Origin of the sequence: Kitasatospora nipponensis (assembly GCF_039528135.1) — a bacterium.
Classification (GTDB): domain Bacteria; phylum Actinomycetota; class Actinomycetes; order Streptomycetales; family Streptomycetaceae; genus Kitasatospora; species Kitasatospora nipponensis.
On the sequence record NZ_BAAALF010000088.1, the window covers coordinates 15,141 to 32,579 of the forward strand.

18 protein-coding genes and 1 pseudogene are annotated in these 17,439 nt (G+C 74.2%); 5 read left to right on the forward strand and 14 right to left on the reverse strand.

The window, feature by feature from the left end:
• Window positions 1-148: 148 nt before the first annotated feature.
• Window positions 149-928: an HAD-IIA family hydrolase gene (locus ABD323_RS22955; protein ID WP_344443786.1), complete on the reverse strand. Its 780-nt coding sequence runs from the start codon at window positions 926-928 to the stop codon at window positions 149-151.
• Window positions 929-1,243: 315 nt separating this feature from the next.
• On the opposite strand from ABD323_RS22955, the gene ABD323_RS22960 reads away from it, so the two are divergent.
• The 4 genes from ABD323_RS22960 (at window position 1,244) to ABD323_RS22975 (ending at window position 4,769) form a co-directional block, all read left to right on the forward strand.
• The gene (locus tag ABD323_RS22960; protein WP_344443787.1) at window positions 1,244-2,338 is read left to right on the forward strand and encodes a lytic polysaccharide monooxygenase auxiliary activity family 9 protein; all 1,095 of its coding nucleotides are present in this window, start codon (window positions 1,244-1,246) and stop codon (window positions 2,336-2,338) included.
• Between the two features lie 89 nt (window positions 2,339-2,427).
• Window positions 2,428-3,498 (forward strand): Gfo/Idh/MocA family protein, encoded by a 1,071-nt coding sequence (locus ABD323_RS22965; RefSeq protein WP_344443788.1) that lies wholly within the window; start codon window positions 2,428-2,430, stop codon window positions 3,496-3,498.
• 137 nt (window positions 3,499-3,635) lie between these two features.
• On the forward strand, window positions 3,636-3,947 hold the full coding sequence (locus ABD323_RS22970; protein WP_344443789.1) for a DUF6412 domain-containing protein: 312 nt from the start codon (window positions 3,636-3,638) through the stop codon (window positions 3,945-3,947).
• Between the two features lie 84 nt (window positions 3,948-4,031).
• Window positions 4,032-4,769: a YidC/Oxa1 family membrane protein insertase gene (locus ABD323_RS22975; RefSeq protein WP_344443790.1), complete on the forward strand. Its 738-nt coding sequence runs from the start codon at window positions 4,032-4,034 to the stop codon at window positions 4,767-4,769.
• Here the strand turns inward: ABD323_RS22975 and ABD323_RS22980 are convergent.
• The 11 genes from ABD323_RS22980 to ABD323_RS23030 form a co-directional block, all read right to left on the reverse strand.
• A complete protein-coding gene (locus tag ABD323_RS22980; protein WP_344443791.1) occupies window positions 4,742-5,773 on the reverse strand; it encodes an adenosine deaminase in 1,032 nt (343 codons plus the stop codon). The two genes, ABD323_RS22975 and ABD323_RS22980, sit on opposite strands and share 28 nt — an antisense overlap.
• Window positions 5,774-5,840: 67 nt before the next feature.
• Entirely contained in the window at window positions 5,841-7,139 is a 1,299-nt protein-coding gene (locus ABD323_RS22985) for a DUF445 domain-containing protein (RefSeq protein ID WP_344443792.1), read from the reverse strand.
• Between the two features lie 212 nt (window positions 7,140-7,351).
• On the reverse strand, window positions 7,352-8,587 hold the full coding sequence (locus ABD323_RS22990) for a glycosyltransferase family 2 protein (protein ID WP_344443801.1): 1,236 nt from the start codon (window positions 8,585-8,587) through the stop codon (window positions 7,352-7,354).
• Window positions 8,588-8,592: 5 nt separating this feature from the next.
• Window positions 8,593-9,582, reverse strand: coding sequence for a Gfo/Idh/MocA family protein (locus tag ABD323_RS22995; RefSeq protein ID WP_344443793.1), 990 nt, complete (start codon window positions 9,580-9,582; stop codon window positions 8,593-8,595).
• On the reverse strand, window positions 9,579-10,781 hold the full coding sequence (locus tag ABD323_RS23000; protein WP_344443794.1) for a DegT/DnrJ/EryC1/StrS family aminotransferase: 1,203 nt from the start codon (window positions 10,779-10,781) through the stop codon (window positions 9,579-9,581). The genes ABD323_RS22995 and ABD323_RS23000 overlap by 4 nt, the downstream gene beginning before the upstream one ends.
• Window positions 10,782-11,027: 246 nt before the next feature.
• Window positions 11,028-11,984, reverse strand: a complete 957-nt coding sequence (locus ABD323_RS23005) for an ABC transporter ATP-binding protein (RefSeq protein ID WP_344443795.1) — start codon at window positions 11,982-11,984, stop codon at window positions 11,028-11,030.
• A gap of 34 nt (window positions 11,985-12,018) precedes the next feature.
• Window positions 12,019-12,846 carry an ABC transporter permease gene (locus ABD323_RS23010; protein ID WP_344443796.1) on the reverse strand — a complete coding sequence of 276 codons (828 nt, stop codon included), beginning with the start codon at window positions 12,844-12,846 and terminating at the stop codon, window positions 12,019-12,021.
• On the reverse strand, window positions 12,839-13,651 hold the full coding sequence (locus tag ABD323_RS23015; RefSeq protein ID WP_344443797.1) for an ABC transporter permease: 813 nt from the start codon (window positions 13,649-13,651) through the stop codon (window positions 12,839-12,841). The genes ABD323_RS23010 and ABD323_RS23015 overlap by 8 nt, the downstream gene beginning before the upstream one ends.
• Before the next feature lie 214 nt (window positions 13,652-13,865).
• Window positions 13,866-14,396 carry a hypothetical protein gene (locus ABD323_RS23020; RefSeq protein ID WP_344443798.1) on the reverse strand — a complete coding sequence of 177 codons (531 nt, stop codon included), beginning with the start codon at window positions 14,394-14,396 and terminating at the stop codon, window positions 13,866-13,868.
• A 230-nt stretch (window positions 14,397-14,626) separates the two neighbouring features.
• A complete protein-coding gene (locus ABD323_RS23025) occupies window positions 14,627-14,929 on the reverse strand; it encodes a GroES family chaperonin (RefSeq protein WP_344443802.1) in 303 nt (100 codons plus the stop codon).
• A 191-nt stretch (window positions 14,930-15,120) separates the two neighbouring features.
• Window positions 15,121-15,450, reverse strand: coding sequence for a DUF3618 domain-containing protein (locus tag ABD323_RS23030; protein WP_344443803.1), 330 nt, complete (start codon window positions 15,448-15,450; stop codon window positions 15,121-15,123).
• Window positions 15,451-15,621: 171 nt separating this feature from the next.
• Between ABD323_RS23030 and bcp the strand changes: the two genes are divergently transcribed.
• Window positions 15,622-16,095 (forward strand): thioredoxin-dependent thiol peroxidase, encoded by a 474-nt coding sequence (gene bcp, locus ABD323_RS23035; RefSeq protein WP_344443799.1) that lies wholly within the window; start codon window positions 15,622-15,624, stop codon window positions 16,093-16,095.
• Window positions 16,096-16,173: 78 nt separating this feature from the next.
• On the opposite strand, the gene ABD323_RS23040 is transcribed toward bcp, so the two are convergent.
• Window positions 16,174-17,214 (reverse strand): ABC transporter permease, encoded by a 1,041-nt coding sequence (locus ABD323_RS23040; protein ID WP_344443800.1) that lies wholly within the window; start codon window positions 17,212-17,214, stop codon window positions 16,174-16,176.
• Window positions 17,211-17,439, reverse strand: a pseudogene (locus ABD323_RS23045) (sugar ABC transporter ATP-binding protein); the annotation flags it as partial. The pseudogene ABD323_RS23045 and the gene ABD323_RS23040, both read right to left, overlap by 4 nt.

The window sequence follows — 17,439 nt, forward strand, 5'->3', positions numbered from 1 at the left end:
TCACCGCTGCTGTTCACCGCTGCCGTTCAGCGCTGCCGTCCGCGCGGCCGAGGCCGCCGCCGGACCGCGTGGGCTCCGCTCCCGGGCGTCCCGGGGGCGGAGCCCACGTGTCGTGCCGTACCGGGCCCGGCGTCGCGCCGGGCCCGGCTCAGACCAGGTCCACCAGGTCCGCGATCGACTTGACCACCCGGGTCGGGCGGTACGGGAACCGCTCGATGTCGGTCGCCGCGGTCAGGCCGGTGAGCACCAGGATGGTCTCCATGCCGGCCTCCATGCCGGCCACGATGTCGGTGTCCATCCGGTCGCCGATCATCACCGCGCTCTCCGAGTGCGCCCCGGCGGTGTTCAGCGCCTCGCGCATCATCAGCGGGTTCGGCTTGCCGACGAAGTAGGGGTCCACGCCGGTCGCCTTGGTGATCAGCGCGGCGACCGAGCCGGTGGCCGGCAGCACGCCCTCGTGGGAGGGGCCGGTCTCGTCGGGGTTGGTGCAGATGAACCGGGCGCCCGCGTTGATCAGCCGGATCGCCTTGGTCAGCGCCTCGAAGCTGTAGGTGCGGGTCTCGCCCAGCACCACGTAGTCGGGCGCGTTGTCGGTCAGCACGTAGCCGGCCTGGTAGAGCGCGGTGGTCAGACCCGCCTCGCCGATCACGTACGCGGTGCCGCCCGGGCGCTGCCCGGCCAGGAACTTGGCGGTGGCCAGCGCCGAGGTCCAGATGCACTCCTCCGGCACCTCCAGGCCCATGCCGGCCAGCCTGGCGGCCAGGTCGCGCGGCGTGTAGATGGAGTTGTTGGTGAGCACGAGGAACGGCTTGCCGGACTCGCGCAGCCGGCGGATGAACTCGTCAGCCCCGGGGATCGGGGTGCCCTCGTGGATGAGGACCCCGTCCATGTCGGTCAGCCAGGACTCGATGGGCTTGCGCTCTGCCACGTACGTGTCTCCCGAAGTCTTGCGGTGGTTCTGGATGGATCGTGCATCGCACCGAACCGGACACCGGTGGCCGGCCGGAGCGCCCTGCGGCTGCCCCAACGGGGCCCAGCCTAATCCGCACACCTGCCCGACGGCACCGTGTCCCGCCCAGCGGACCACGGCCCTCACGCCTCAACGCCTCCTTAAACCTCCCCTAACCGAGCTGATGGACCGTCACGGTGGTGGCCGGCTGCGGTTAGCGTCGGGCCACGGCCGCGTAGCCACCACCGCCCGGCCGCCGCCCTCGTCCCCGCTGTGCGAAGGAGGCACCCCCTCATGCCCACCCGCCGACCGCCCCTGCACCGTCCCCGCACCACCCGGCCCGCCTCCCGCCCGGCCACCTGCGCCGCCCCGCCACGCGACCGGTCCCGCGCCCGCAGCCTGGCGGGAGGGGCGCTGCTGCTCGCGGTGGCCGGCTCGCTGCTGGCCGGCGGCGCCGGTCGCGCGGCCGGGCACGGCTCGATGCAGAACCCGCTCAGCCGGCTGGAGGGCTGCTACCTGGAGGGGCCCGAGCACCCGGTCTCGGCCGCCTGCCGGGCGATGGTGGCGGTCGCCGGCCCGGCGCCGCTCTACGACTGGATGAGCCTGCGGATCGGCGACGCGGGCGGACGCAGCCGCGAGCTGATCCCGGACGGCCGGCTCTGCAGCGCCGGCCAGGACGCCTACCGGGGCCTGGACCTGCCGCGGGCCGACTGGCCGGCGAGCAACCTCACCTCGGGCGCCGCCTTCACCTTCCGCTTCCGCGCGACCGCCCCGCACAAGGGCACCTTCCAGCTCTTCCTCACCAACCCCGGATACGACCCGACCAAGCCGCTGCGCTGGGCCGATCTGGACGCCCAGCCCTTCCTGACCGCCACCGACCCGCAGCTGACCGACGGCTCCTACCTGATGCCGGGCACCGTGCCGGCGGGGCGGCACGGCCGCCAGCTGATCTACGCGATCTGGCAGCGCTCGGACAGCCCCGAGGCGTTCTACTCCTGCTCCGACGTGGTCTTCGACGGCACCGGCGGGGCGCCCACCGCCGTCCCCGCCTCGGCGGTGCCGACCATGGCGATGCCGATGCCGATGCCGACCTCCCAACCGGCCACGCCCGCGGCCGCCGCGACGCCCACGCCCACACACTCGGCCCCGGCCTCCCCGACGCCCACACCCGCGCGGACCACGACACCGACGGCCACCGCCCCGGCCGCCACCACCCCCGTCTCCGCCACCGCCCGGTCCACCCCACTCGCCACCACCGAACTGGCCAGCACCGGACCGGACCGCTCCCCGGGCCTGCTGGCCGCCGTCGGTGGCGCCTTCCTGCTGGCCGGCGCCACCGTGACCGTCCTGCACCACCGGCGCCGCCGCCCGGGTACCCGCACCCGCTGACCGCCGCCGACCCACGCGTCCCGGGGCCGCGCCCTGACACGCACCGCGCGGGACGGTGACGCGGCCCGCCCGTGTGATGGAGTGAGGTCATGACCGCCGCTCCCCCCACCCCGTACCGCGTCGCCCTGGTCGGCTACGGCCTGGCCGGCGCCGCCTTCCACGCCCCGCTGATCGCCAGCACCCCCGGCCTGCGGCTGGAGGCGGTGGTCACCGCGAACCCCGAGCGCCGCGCGCAGCTGGCCCGCGAGCACCCCTCGGCCCGCGCGCTGGACACCCCCGAGCAGCTCTTCGCCCAGGCCGGCGACGTGGACCTGGTGGTGATCGCCTCCCCGAACCGCACCCACGTCCCGCTGGCCCGGGCCGCGCTGACCGCGGGGCTGGCCACCGTGGTGGACAAGCCGCTGGCGGCCACCGCCGCCGAGGCGCAGGCCCTGTGCGGGCTGGCGCAGTCCCGTGGCACCCTGCTGACCGTCTTCCAGAACCGCCGCTGGGACAACGACTTCCGCACCGTGCGCCGACTGGTCGACGAGGGGGCGCTGGGCCGGGTGCACCGCTTCGAGTCGCGCTTCGAGCGCTTCCGTCCCAAGCCGAAGGCGGGGTGGCGCGAGCTGGCCGACCCGGCCGAGGCCGGCGGCACCCTCTACGACCTGGGCAGCCACCTGGTGGACCAGGCACTCACCCTGTTCGGTCCGGTCAGCAGCGTCTACGCCGAGATCGACACCCGGCGCGACGGCGCGGTGGTGGACGACGACGCCTTCCTCGCGCTGACCCACGCCGGTGGCACCCGCTCGCACCTGTGGACCAGCGCGATCGCCCCGCTGGCCGGCCCCCGGCTGCGGGTGCTCGGCGACCGCGCCGGCTACGTCAAGTACGGCATGGACCCGCAGGAGGCCGACCTGCGGGCCGGCCGGCGCCCCGACGACGGGCTGCCGTGGGGCATCGAGGACCCGGCGGGACACGGTGTCCTGGGCACCGACGAGGACCAGAGGCCCGTTGCCACCGAGTCCGGCGACTACCCGGCCTTCTACTCCGGCCTGGCGCACGCGCTGGCCACCGGCACCCCGCCACCGGTCGCCGCCGAGGACGCCGTGGCCACCCTGACCGTCCTGGAGGCCGCCCGCCACTCGGCCGCCACCGGCCGGACGGTCACCCTGGAGTAGCACCGGGCGAGCGGGGTGGGCAGGGTGGTGGGGCCGGGCAGGGTGGTGGGGCCGGGCGGAACGGGCCTTCCGGGTGCCGGCCGCCAGGCCGTACCATCGACAGTCCGCCCGCCCGACGGCACCGAGGAGGTCCGCCCGTGCACCCGCTCGCGCTGCTCCTCGGCCTGCTGCGCCTGCTGACCGGCGACCTGTTGACCGGCGCGCCGCTGCACGGCGACGGCGCCGGGCTCACCGCACTGGCCACCGCGGCCGCGCTGGTGCTGCTCGCCGGGGCGGTCTCGGCCTCCTTCGTGCTGGCCCGGCTGCTGGGGGCGCGGGCCCCGCAGGCCGTGCGGGACGGAACGCTGCGCAGACGCGCGTTCCGCACCGCCTTTCTCCCGCAGCGCGATCCCGACGCCCGGGGCCGCCGCCGGCCCAGGGCGCCCGGCGCGGCCCTGACGGCCGCGTAGCCCCGCCGCAGCCTTCGCGCTCCGCCGCGCCACGCGGCCGTCCGCCGTCTCACATCCCGTCAGACGCCGGAGGGCCCACCTCGCATGTCCGTTCTCTCGATCTTCGACCCCGCCGTCGGCCTCGCCCACAGTGCGGTGGCCGCCTTCGCCCAGTTCGTCCCCGCCGCCGCGATCGTGCTCTTCACGGTCTGCATGCGGCTGGCCCTGCACCCGCTGGCGCGCGCCGCCGCGCGCGGGGAGCGGAGCCGGACCCGGCTGGCCCCGCAGGTGGCCGAGCTCCAGCGCACCCACAAGGGCCGCCCCGAGCAGCTGCAGTCGGCGCTCGCCGAGCTCTACCGCCAGGAACAGGCCTCACCCTTCGCGGGCTGCCTGCCGATGCTGGTGCAGATCCCGTTCTTCTCGGTGATGTACCGGCTCTTCACCCTGCCCACGCTGCACGGCGCCCCCAACGACCTGCTCGGCCACCGGCTCTTCGGGGTGCCGCTGGGCACCCACCTGGGGGCCGCGCACGGGCCCGCGCAGCTGGCGGTCTTCGGCGCGCTCTACGCCGCGCTGGCCGCGGTCGGCTACCTGGCCTTCCGCCGGGCCCGGCAGGCCGCCGCGGCCGCGCCCCAGCAGCAGCCGGGGGCGGCGTTCGCCCCGTACCTGGCGTTCGGCACGGTGCTCTTCGCCGCGCTGGTACCGCTGGCCGCGGCGCTGTACCTGCTGACCACCAGCGCCTGGACGGCGGCCGAGCGGGCCTGGCTGCACCGGGACGCCCCCGCGGTGCCCGGGCCCGCCCGGCCCGCGGTCCGTCAGCGGCGGTCCCAGCCGGCCAGGTAGGCGTCGATCTCGCCGGTCAGGCGGGTCTTGCCGGCCTGGTCCAGGAACGAGGCGGTCACCGCGTTCCTCGCCAGGTCGGCCACGCCCGCCTCGTCCAGGCCCAGCAGCTCGGCGGCGACCCGGTACTCGGTGTTCAGGTCGGTGCCGAACATCGGCGGGTCGTCGCTGTTGACGGTGACCAGCAGGCCCGCGTCCACGAACCGCCTGATCGGGTGCTCCTCGATCCGCTCGACCACCCGGGTGGCCAGGTTGGAGGTCGGGCAGACCTCCAACGGGATCCGGTGCTCGCCGAGGTAGTCCATCAGCTCCGGGTCCTGGAAGGACTGGGTGCCGTGCCCGATCCGCTCGGCACCCAGGTCGCGGATCGCGTCCCAGACCGTCTGCGGACCGGTGGACTCGCCCGCGTGCGGCACGCTGTGCAGGCCGGCCGCCCGGGCCCGGTCGAAGTACGGCTTGAACTGCGGGCGCGGCACGCCGATCTCCGGACCGCCCAGGCCGAAGCTGACCAGGCCGTCCGCGCCGACATCCAGGGCGAGCCGCGCGGTCTCCTCGGCGGAGGCCAGGCCAGCCTCGCCCGGGATGTCGAAGCACCAACGCAGCACCACCCCGAAGTCCCGCTCGGCGCACTTGCGGGCGTCCTCGATGGCCTCCATGAAGGCCACGTCGGGGATCCCGCGGCGCACCGAACTGTAGGGGGTGACGGTCAGTTCGGCGTAGCGGATCTGCTGGCGGGCCATGTCCTCGGCCACGCCGTAGGTCAGCGAGCGGACGTCCTCGGCGTCACGGACCAGGTCGACCACCGAGAGGTAGACCTGGATGAAGTGCGCGAAGTCGGTGAACGTGAAGTACTCGGCCAGCGCCGCCGGGTCGGCCGGCACCGCGGTGTGGCCCTCGTAGCGTGCGGCCAACGCGGCCACCACGCGCGGCGAGGCGGATCCGACGTGGTGCACGTGCAGCTCCGCCTTGGGCAGGCCGGCGATGAACGCCTCGATCCCGCGGGACATCTCTTCTCCTCCATCGTCGTTCGTCGTCGTCGAACAGATCTCGCATCCTCGCACGTCGGGCTCGGGTTCAACCGCCCAGCGCGCTCGCCACCGTGTGGATCAGCAGGCCGGCCAGGGCACCGACCACCGTGCCGTTGATCCGGATGAACTGCAGGTCACGCCCCACGTTGGCCTCGATCTTGCGGGAGGCGTCGTCGGCGTCCCAGCCGGCGACCGTGTCGGAGATCAGCGAGGTGATCTCGGCCCGGTAGGTCTCCACGACGTACTGGGCGGCGTCCTGCAGCCAGCCGTCGGTCTTCTTCTGCAGGCGCTCGTCGGTGGCCAGCCGGGCGCCGAAGGTGCGCACGCCCTCGCGGATGCGGCGGCGCAGTTCGCTGTCCTCGTCCTCGGCGGCGCCCAGCACCAGCGTGCGCACCGCGCTCCAGGAGGAGGCGATCAGCTCCTGCACCTCGTCGCGGGCGAGCAGCTCGGCCTTGGCCCGTTCGACCCGTTCCTTGGTCGCCGGGTCGGTCTGCAGCTCAAGGGCGAAGTCGGCGAGGAAGGTGTCGACGGCTCCGCGGGCCGGGTGGTGCGGGTCGTCGCGGATCGCCGTGACGAAGCGCATGAGCTCCTTGTAGACCCGCTCGCCGACTTGGTGGTCGATGAACTTCGGTGTCCAGCCCGGGGACTTGAGCGCGACCTTGTCGACCACGTCCCCGTGGTGCTCGCTCAGCCAGCCGTGCACCCGGACCGCGACCAGGTCCACGACCCCGTGGTGCCCGCCGTCGGCCACCACCTTGGCGAGCAGGCGCCCTATCGGCTCGGCGACCTGGGCCTGCGCGGCCCGCCGGGTGACCGCCTCGCCCACCACCGCCTGCACGTCCTCGTCGCGCAGCACCGCGAGCACCCCGCGCAGGGCCGCGGCGGCCTCGGTGGTGACCCGCTCGGCGTTTCCCGGGGCCGAGAGCCACTCGCCGAGCCGGCGGGCGATGCCCAGGGCGGCGAGCCGGGTGCGGACCACCTGGGCGGAGAGGAAGTTGTCGCCGACGAAGTCGCCGAGCGAGCGGCCGAAGGCGTCCTTCTTGGTCGGGATGATCGCGGTGTGCGGGATCGGCAGGCCGAAGGGGCGTCGGAAGAGCGCGGTGACGGCGAACCAGTCCGCCAGCGCGCCGACCATGCCGGCCTCGGCGGCGGCCGCCACGTAGCCGGTCCAGCTGCCCCACCCCGCCGAGTGGGCCCAGGTGGCCAGCGCGTAGATCAGGGTGGCCACCGCCAGCAGGCCGGTGGCGATGGTCTTCATGCGCCGCACGCCGCGGCGCTTCTCCTCGTCGGCGGCGGTGAACCGGACACCGGATGCGGCCACCGCGGCCTTGCTCTCGCTCTCCACCCGACCAGTGTCACTGATCGGATCGTCGATCCCGTGCTCTTGAGCCCCTGGATTCCCCCTACTTCTCCGGTTATCCGATGGTGATCCCTCCTCCTGTTCCTCCTGCGCCTCCTCCTTCTCCCACTCCCGCTCCCGCTCGGCCCCTCACCCTCTTCTTGGCCGTTCGGGCCGAAAGCGTTACAGCCGCGCCCCCGGCCCGAACGCGCCCCCGCTCACCCCCAGCGCGCGTAGGCCCGCTGGACGAAGCCCCGCCAGGCCGGCTGCCGGCGCAGCCGCCGCCGCACCTGGGCCGGCACCAGTCCCCGCCACACCTTCACCGGCAGCGAGGGCCGCTCCCCCGCCGCCACCCCGCCGCCCGGCTCCTGGCCCACGACCTGCCCGCCTGGCCCGACCTGCCCGGCCTCCTCCGCCTGACCGACCACCCGGTGCATCGGCGGCTCCCAGTAGGCCGCCTGGTAGCGGATCAGCCGGCGCAGCGCCGCCACCCGCCCGCGCCGCGCCAGGTCCAGGCGCAGCCGGTCGCGCACCGGCAGCTCGCGGAAGGCGGCGGGCTCGCAGTGCCGGTCCACCAGCCGCCCGACCCCGGCGCAGACCCGCCGCTGCACGGGCTCGGCCAGCGTGAGGAAGTCGGACTGCAGCAGCCGCGGGATCTCCCAGGAGAACGCCCGCCCGCACAGCGCCTCGCGCTCCGGACCGGGCTCGGCCAGGCGCTCGACCACCTCCAGCACCGCGCCGATCCCGCGCAACCGGTCCTCGTGCCCCGAGCGCGCGGTGACGTGCTCCCCCTCGTCACGGAGCACCGCGTAGTAGCAGTCGTAGTCGGCCAGCACCGAGATCCGCCCCGAGCGCAGGCACGCCTCCAGGGTGAACGGCCGGTCGGAGTAGGCCGGCAGGTCCTCGCGCCGGCGCAGGCCGTACTGCTCGACCAGCGAGCGGCGGAACAGCTTGGCGTCGGACAGTGCCCAGGCCAGCGCCGAGTCGGTGAAGCCGACCCGCTCCCTGCTCTCCTCGAAGATCCCCTGCGGCACCTGGCGCCCGTTGACGCCCACCATCCTGCCGAGCACGACGTCCGAGCCGACCCGGTCGGCCAGCGCGACCAGGCGTTCCAGCGCCTGGTCGCCGAGCCGGTCCTCGGCGCCCAGGAAGAAGAGGTGGCGCCCGCGGGCCAGGGCCAGCGCGCGGTTGCCCGCCGCCGCCGCACCACCGGGGTCGACCCGGGCCAGCAGTCGGAACAGCCCGGGGTGCCGGTCGGCGTAGCGCCGCAGCTCGGCGGGGCCGTCGTCGGTGGAGCCGTCGTCGACCGCGACCACCTCCAGCCCGCCGCGCCGGCGCCGGATCGACTGCGCCACCAGGGAGTCCAGGCAGGCCGTCAGGTAGGGCATCGCGTTGTGCACGACGACCACCACCGTCACCTCGGGCACCACGGTCGCGGCGGGCACGTCGGTCATGTCCGTCACACCATCACCTCGTCACCGCGCAGCGCCCCGGCCTGGGCCAGCACGTCCTCGGCCAGCTCGACCGCGCGCAGGCCCTCGCGCAGCGGCACCGTCCGGCCGGGGCGGCCGGCCACCGCCTCGCGGAACTGGCGGTGCTGGGCGGCCAGCGGGTCGCGCCCGGGCAGCGGACAGCCGACCGGCTCACCCGGCGGAGCCGTGTGGCGCACCAGGGTGCCGGCCAGCGTGTCGGCGACCAGGCAGCCGCGCTCCCCGGTGACGGCGATGCGCCGCTCACGCACCGGGGCGAGCCGGCCGACCTGGTGACCGACCATCGTGCCGTCGGCCAGCTCGCCGACCACGACCGCCGCGTCCTCGGGCCCCCGCGCACCGCGGCGCACCGTGCGGGCGGCCAGCGTGGCGTACTCCTGGCCGGTCAGCCAACGGGTCAGATCGAGGTCGTGGGTGGCCAGGTCCAGCACCACTCCGGTACCGTCCGGCCTTCGCTCGCACGGTAGCTGACGTGACGTCAGCACGCTGAGCAGCCGGCCCAGCTCACCGTCCAGCAGACGGGCCCGCAGCTCGGCCACCGCCGGGTGGTAGCGCTCCACGTGGCCTACCGCCGCGACCAGTCCACGCGCCTCGAAGGCCGCCACCAGCCGGGCCGCGGCGGCCGCGCTGCCGGCCAGTGGCCTCTCGATGAGCACGGGCACGCCGTGCGCGGCCAGCGCCAGGCCCGTCTCCTCGTGCTGCGCGGTGGGGCAGGCCACCACGGCGTAGTCCAACCGCCGCTCCAGCAGGTCGGCGAGCGCCGCGAAGACCGGGGTGCCGGGCGCCGCCCCGAAGGGGTCGCCGGCCGGGTCGACCACACCCACCAGCCGCACGCCGCCCAACGTGCCCAGCACCCGGGCGTGCTGGCGGCCCCTCGCGCCGAGTCCGACCAGTCCGACCCGCAGCGGCCGCCCGCCGGGCGTTCCCGCCGGCTGCTGACCGGGCACCCGGACGGTCACCGCGGACCGCCGTCGAGCAGCGCGGCGACCTCGTTCACCGCGGCCACCACCCGCGCCGACTCGCCCGCCGAGAGCTCCGGATGGACCGGCAGGGAGAGCACCTGGGCGGCCGCCGCCTCGGTGCGCGGCAGGGGCAGCCGACGCTGTCCCTGGTAGGCCGGCTGCCGGTGGATCGGCACCGCGTAGTGCACGGAGCCCCGCACCCCGCGCCGCGCCAACTCCTCCTGGAAGTCGGCTCGTTGCTCGGCCGCCACGCGAACCGTGTACCGGTTGTAGACATGACCCGCACCGTCGGCCACCGCCGGGCAGAGCAGCCCGTGCGAGCGGGCGGGCGACAACCCCGTGTCCAGCACGGCCGCGTTGGCCCGCCGGCGGGCCGTGCGCCCGGCGAGTGCGGTCAGTTGGACCCGGCCCACCGCCGCCGACAGGTCGGTCATCCGCAGGTTGCCGCCGACCACCTCGTGCCGGTCGCCCTCCGCCATCCCCTGGTTGCGCAGCATCCTTAGCCGCGCCGCCAGTTGGCGGTCGGCCACGGTCACCATGCCGCCCTCCAGGGCGTGCATGTTCTTGGTCGGGTGGAAGCTGAAGCAGCCGACCGCCCCGAAAGTGCCCACCGGGCGCCCGTGCAGGGTGGCGGCGTGCGCCTGGCAGGCGTCCTCCAGCAGCAGCAGGCCGTGCCGGTCGGCCAGGGGCACCAGCCGGTCCAGCGCCGCCGGGTGCCCGTAGAGGTGCACCGGCAGCAACGCGGCCGTGCGCGGCCCGATCGCGGCCGCCGCGGCGGCCGGGTCCAGGCCGAAGCCGCCCTGCTCCAAGTCCGCGAAGACCGGCTCCGCACCGACCAGGCGGACCGCGTTGGCGGTGGCCGCGAACGAGAACGAGGGCAGCACCACCTCGTCCCCCGGCCCGATCCCCAGCGCCAGCAGGCTCAGGTACAGCGCGGAGGTGCCGGAGTTGACCGCCACGCAGGCGCGGCCGTCCACCAACTCGGCGAACTCCTCCTCGAAGGCGGCGACTTCCGGCCCCTGGACGACACGGCCGCTGCGCAGCACCCGGACGGCGGCCTCGATCTCGGCCTCGCCGATCACCGGCCGGGCCACCGGGACCGGCGAGGGGCGGTCCACCTCGGCCGGCCGCCCCTCGCCCACGTCATCGGGGAGCGCCGGCCGTGCCGCACCGCCCGGGGCCAGCAGCCCTGCCATCGTCCGCTCCCTCACACCTGCACCCGGGAGCCGCTCCGGGGCCGCTCGGGCACCCGCACTCCACCGTTCCAGCCCCCCAACCGCCGTGGGGCCACGCGGGTTACTCGCCACACCGCCGGGCCCGGCCCGCCCCACCCGTGCGGGTGAGGCGGGCCGAACGGGCGGCCGAGCGCACGTCACCCACTCGTACCGACGGCGATCGGACGACCCGGCACGAGCGCCGGACCGGTCACCGCGCCCACCCGCTCACCCGATCACCGCGCCCTGGTACATCCGCGCGATCACGTCCTCGATCACCGGCTCGCGCACCGACAGGTCCACCAGCGGATACCGCTCCGCCACGGCCGCCACGATCGGCGCCGCACTGCGCGCGGCCGGGAAGGCCAGCCACTGCCGCGCCCCCTCGACCCTGACCACCCGCGCGCCGGTCACCTCGATCGGCGCACCCTCGCGGACCAGGTCCACCACCAGGGTCCGCTCGCTCCCGCCGAGCGCGTGCAGGCCCGGCAGGCTCCCGTCGTAGACCACCCGGCCGTGGTCGATGACCATCACCCGACCGCACAACTGCTCGATGTCGGTGAGGTCGTGGGTGGTCAGCAGGACGGTGGTGCCGGCCGCGTTGACCTCGCGCAGGAACTCCCGCACCCGCACCTTGCTCACCACGTCCAGCCCGATGGTCGGCTCGTCCAGGTAGAGCACCTCGGGATCGTGCAGCAGGGCGGCGGCCAGGTCCCCGCGCATCCGCTGGCCGAGCGAGAGTTGGCGCACCGGGGTGTCCAACAGCTCACCCAGCTGGAGCAGTTCGACGCAGCGATCGAGGTTGGCGGCGAACCGGCGCGGCTCGATCCGGTAGAGCCGGCGGGCCAGTTCGTAGGAGTCGCGCAGCGGCAGGTCCCACCAGAGCGTGGTGCGCTGACCGAAGACCACGCCGATCCGCCGGGCCAGCCGCGACCGTTCGCGCGCCGGGTCCACCCCGGCCACCCGCAGCCGGCCGCTGCTGGGCACCAGGATCCCGGTGAGCATCTTGACGGTGGTGGACTTGCCGGCCCCGTTGGGCCCGATGTAGCCGACGCACTCGCCGGCGCCGACGGTGAAGCTCAGCCGGTCGACCGCGCGCACCTCGCGCCGCTCGCGGCGCAGCCGGCCGGCCTTGGTGCGGATGACGAAGGTCCGTGACACCTCGTCGAGTTCGATCAGTGCCATCCGATTCTCCTCTGCTGTCGACGGATGAAGGAGGTCAACTGCCGGTGCCGCGGTAGGCCCGCAGCCCGGCCCGCCAGGCCAGGCCGGCCGCCAGCACGCACAGGCCGGCGGCCACCGGCGCGGCGAACTGGAAGGCGGCCGGCAGGCCCAGCGGGTCCGGCCGACCCAGGATCCGCATGGTGGGCAGCCAGTTGACGAAGGCCAGCGGCACCCCGAAGACGGTGCCGGCGACCAGGTCCCGGGCGAAGACCGTGGGCGGGTACTGCAGGAGGGTCGCCCCGCCGTAGGTGAAGGCGTGCTGCACCTCCCGGCACTCGCCCCACCAGAACTGCAGGGTGGCGCCCCCCACGAAGATCGCCCCGAAGATCACCGCACCGCACAGCGGCATCGCCAGGAGCAGCAGCACCCGGTCCCAGGTCCAGGCCACCGGCAGCTCGGGCAGGGCCCAGCCCAGCACCAGCAGCGCCTGTACCGGGCGGGCGAGCCGGCGCAGGGTGAAGCGCTCGGCGCAGACCATGGAGAGCGCGGGGGCGGGCCGGATCAGCAGCACGTCCAGGGCGCCCGATCGGATCCGCTCGCCCAGCGAGTCCACCGTGCCGATCAGGAAGTCGGCCATGCCCAGCGCCAGGCCCGAGGTGCCGTACAGCAGGCCGATCTCGGGCAGGCTCCAGCCGCCGAGCCGGTCGGTGTGCTGGAACATCAGCATCAGCACCACGAAGTCCAGGAAGGTCAGGGCCAGGCTGGCCAGCGTCGTGAGCACGAAGGAGGCCCGGTAGGACAGCGCGGCCCGGGCCCACATGGCGGCGGTCAGCCGCCAGGAGGTGACCGCCCAACGGGCCGGTCCCAGAAGCGAGTCAGCCACCCTGCACCACCACCTTGCGGGTGGCCAGCAACTGTCCGGCCCGCCCGGTGGCCAGCAGCACGACGGCCCACAGCAGTTGGAAGCCCAGCTCGCCCAGCAGCGCGCTGCCCGAACCGCGCTCCAGGAACACGTCACAGGGCACCCGCACCATCGCGGCCCACGGCAGAGCCGCCGCCAACTGCCGCAGCCCGTCCGGGAAGAGGGTGATCGGCAGCAGCATCCCGGAGAGGAACATCGAGACCACCACCATCACCGAGCGCACCCCCTCGGCGTCGTGCAGCCAGAAGGCGGTCAGCGAGACCAGGAAGCGCAGCCCGAAGCTGACCAGGACGGCCTGCGCCACCGCGAGCGGGAAGAGCAGCCAGGTCAGCGGCGAGTGCGGCAGCCGGGCGTGGAAGAGCAGCACCCCGGCGATCAGCGGCACCGCCCCGCGGGTCAGCACCTGGAAGCCGGCCCGGCCGAGGTCGGCGGCCAGCCACCAGCCGAGGAAGTCCACCGGCCGGTAGAGGTCCACGGCGATGTCGCCGCTGCGGAACCGCTCCTGCAGGTCGTCCTGGAAGCCGCCGCCCCAGGTCGCGACGGTGGCCAGCAGCGCCTGGCTGACCCAGATGTAGGTGACGGCCTGCGCGCTGTCGTAGCCGCCCAGGCCCGGGCGGGCCCGCCACAGGGCCAGGAAGGTGGAGGAGAGGATGCAGCCGAAGACGGTGTTGGTGAAGATGCCGGCCACCGTCGCGGCCCGGTAGGTGGAGTATCGGCGGAAGGAACCGCGGGCGATGGCCAGGTAGAGCCCGGCCGACGTCGTCATCAAGTGTCTCCTTGTCGACATTTCAGCGCAGCTGGTGATGACCCTTCGCGACGCCGCGCACAGCACGACGCCGCCCACGACCGCAGCGCCCAACAGCCCCGACCGACGGGACCCGGGGGGTCCGGGCGTCAGGCGGGGCTGGGCGCTATGCGGTTGTGTCACTCCACGCTAGCGGCGCGGACGGTGCGTCCGCACCGTATTTCCACCATCGCGGCTACCTGGCCGCCTTGACGGCCGCCACCGTGCTGTTCAGCCGGTCCACCGCGTGCTGCAGCTCGGCCACCTTGTCGCTCGGCAGCGCGGGCAGGTTCTGGGCGGCCGGCGCGTTGCCCGGCAGAGTGGGCAACGAGACCGGCAGCAGCGAGCCGAGCAGGTTCTGGATGGTCGACAGCAGGCCGGTCACCAGGCCGAGCAGCCCGCCGGCGTCCGGCAACGAGGGCAGCGACGGCATCGTCGGCAGGGAGGGCAGCGAGGGCAGCGACGGCGCCGTCGGCAATGACGTCGGCAACGACGTCGGGAGCGAGGTGGGCAGCGAGGTCGGCAACGAGACCGAGGGCAGCGACGACAACGACGCCGGCAACGAGAGCGGCAGCGACAACGGCACCGGGATCGGCACCGCCAACGCCGGCGCCGGGACGACCCGAGGCGCATCGGCCTCGGTGAGCGGGACGGCCGCGGTCGCCGCGGTGACCGAGGTGAGACTCAGAGCTGCGGTCAGCGCGGCAGCCGTCCAGAGGGCACGCATGGGGGTGGTTCTCCTTGTCCAACGAGGGATCCCCGAGCAGGCGAGGCCGAAAGCTGCCTCGCTTCCAAACGGTGGCCCAGCGCGGCCCCGCGGGCCACCCCACCTAGCCCGAACGCGTGGCCGGCCCCCGCGCTGCCCCGGCCCCGGCCCCCGCCCCCGCCCCCGCCCCCGGCCGGACATGACACAGGGCCCGCCCCTCCGTCGAGGCAGGCCCCACACCGTCACCACCGCTACAGGTACAGCCCCGTGGAGCCCTCCGAGTCCTTCAGCCGCTCGGCCGCCACCGCGTGCAGGTCGCGCTCGCGCAGCAGCACGTAGGTCGCACCGCGCACCTCGACCTCCAGCTTGTCCTCGGGGTCGTACAGCACCCGGTCGCCCGGCTCCACCGCCCGCACGCTCTGGCCCACCGCGACCGCCTCGGCCCAGGTGCACCGCTTGCTCAGCTCGGCGGTCGCCGGGATCAGGATGCCGCCGGTCGAACGGCGCTCACCCTCGGCGCCCTCGGTCTTCACCAGGACCCGGTCGTGCAGCATCCGGATCGGCAGCTTCTCGCCCAGGCGGTCGTGCCGACCGTGCTCCGGCTGCCCGGACTGCTTGCTCTCATCGTCGTTCGCGCTCACGCCCAGACCGTACCCGGCGCGGACCCACGCCGTGGCGGCGGCCCGCCCAGTGGCACCACCGGGCCGCGGCCGCTGCGTCGAACCACCGCGTCGAACCGGCGCGGCTACTTCCGCCGGCGCTTGCGCGCGGAGGCCACCAGCAGCACCACGCCCGCCCCGACCAGCGCGGCCGGCACGATCCGCTCGGCGCGCGGCGCACCGCTCTCGTCCACGAACTCCGCGCGCAGCTGCTCGACCCCGCGGCTGGCCGCCACGTACACCCGGCCGACCTTCTGCTCGACGGTGGCCAGCACCTTCGCCCGCAGCTGCGCCGCGACCGTGCTGGGGTGCACGCGCATCGCCAGCTCGTCCAGGGTGTCGGCCAGCTGCGTGCGGGTGCGCACGATGTTGGCCTCGATCTCGGCGGTCGTGCGACCCGCGTCGTCCCTGGCCATGTCCTTGGTCTTCCCCTTGCCCACCCGGGCCACCTCACTCGCCTCGCGTCTCGGTCCTCTGCTCCGGGCCAGTCTGTCAGCTCGCCCGCCCGGGCGCGCAGTCCCACCCACCATCAGGGGTAGGTTGGCCAGGGCACGACCACCAGTCCAGCACGAGGAGAGATCCACACCGTGAGCGAGCGACTCCAGGCCGGGGACACGGCCCCCGCCTTCTCCCTGCCCGACGCCGACGGCAACCAGGTGTCCCTCGCGGACCACCTCGGCCGCAAGGTGATCGTCTACTTCTACCCGGCCGCGCTGACCCCCGGCTGCACCACCCAGGCCTGCGACTTCACCGACAACCTCGAGGTCTTCGCGGGCGCCGGCTACGACGTCATCGGCATCTCCCCCGACAAGCCGGCCAAGCTCGCCAAGTTCCGCGAGAGCGAGGACCTCAAGGTCACCCTGCTCGCGGACGAGGACAAGAGCGTCCTGGAGGCGTACGGCGCGTTCGGCGAGAAGTCCCTCTACGGCAAGACCGTGGTCGGCGTGATCCGCTCCACCGTCGTCGTCGACGAGCAGGGCAAGGTCGAGCGGGCCCTGTACAACGTCAAGGCCACCGGCCACGTCGCCAAGCTGCTGCGCGACCTCAAGGTCGGCGCCTGACGGTCCGGCACCACAACGCGAGACGGCGGCCCCGGCTCCCCCACACAGGGGCCGGGGCCGCCTCGCGCGACGCGGGGATCAGCCGGGCAACCCCACTGCCCGCTCACCGCTGCGGCGCTGCTGGATCACCACAGCCACCACCAGCAGCGAACCCTGCGCCACGTTCTGCCAGAACGAGTTGATTCCCTGGACGGTCAACCCGTTCTCCAGAGCACCGAGCAGCGCCACCGCGAGGAGGGTGCCGCCGATGCCGCCCTTGCCGCCCTTGAGCGCGCAGCCGCCCAGCGCCGCGGCGGTGATCGCCTTCAGCTCCAGGCCCTCGCTGCCCGACACGGGCTGGCCCGACCCGGTGCGCGCGGTCAGCAGGATGCCCGCGACCGCGGCCACCACACCGATCAGGCCGTACACCGAGATCAGGTACTTGTTGATGTTGATGCCGGCCAGCCGCGCCGCGGTGTCGTTGCCACCGATGGCGTAGATGTTGCGGCCGATGTCCGTGTACTTGAGCAGGACGTGCACGGCCAGCGCCACCGCGATCAGGATCCACACCATCACCGGCAGCCCGGCGAGCTTGCCGCGGCTCAGGAAGACGAAGAAGTCGTCGTTCAGCACGTAGCCCTGCGCGGCGCCGTTGGAGATCAGCTGCGCGACGCCCTTGTAGGCGGCCAGACCAGCCAGCGTCGCGATCGTCGCGTTCACCCGGCCGTAGACGATGATCACGCCGTTCAGGGCGCCGACCACCACGCCGACCCCGATGGCGGCGGCCATGCCGACCAGCGGGTTGCTACCGGCCGAGGTGAACGCCATCGCGCTGACCACCGAGGCCAGGCCCGCCTGCGAGCCGACCGAGATGTCCAGCCCGCCGCAGATGATCACCACGGTCTGCACCACGGCCAGCAGGCCGGTGATGGTCACCGCCTCCGCGATCACCTGGATGTTGTTCCAGGAGAGGTAGTTGTCGTTCAGCGAGCCGAACAGCGCCAGCACGACCACCAGCGCGGCGATCAGGCTGAGGTTCTGCCCGCCCACCGAGGCCAGCAGCTCGCCGGCCTTCCCGCGGCTCTTCGCCGGCGGCGCACTCCCCGACGGAGCGCTCTCGGACAAGGTCGTCGTGCTCATGCGGGCCTTCCTTCGTTCTGCGCGGCGCCGTTGGACACCTCAGTACTTGACGCCAGGTCATCGGCCATCGCCAGGGCGAGGATCCGCTCCTCGCTGGCCTCGGCCCGGTCCAGCTCGCCGGTGATCCGGCCGTTCTGCATCACCACCACCCGGTCCGCCAGCCCGAGCACCTCGGGCAGCTCGGAGGAGATGACCAGCAGGGCGACGCCCTCCTTCGCCAGGTCG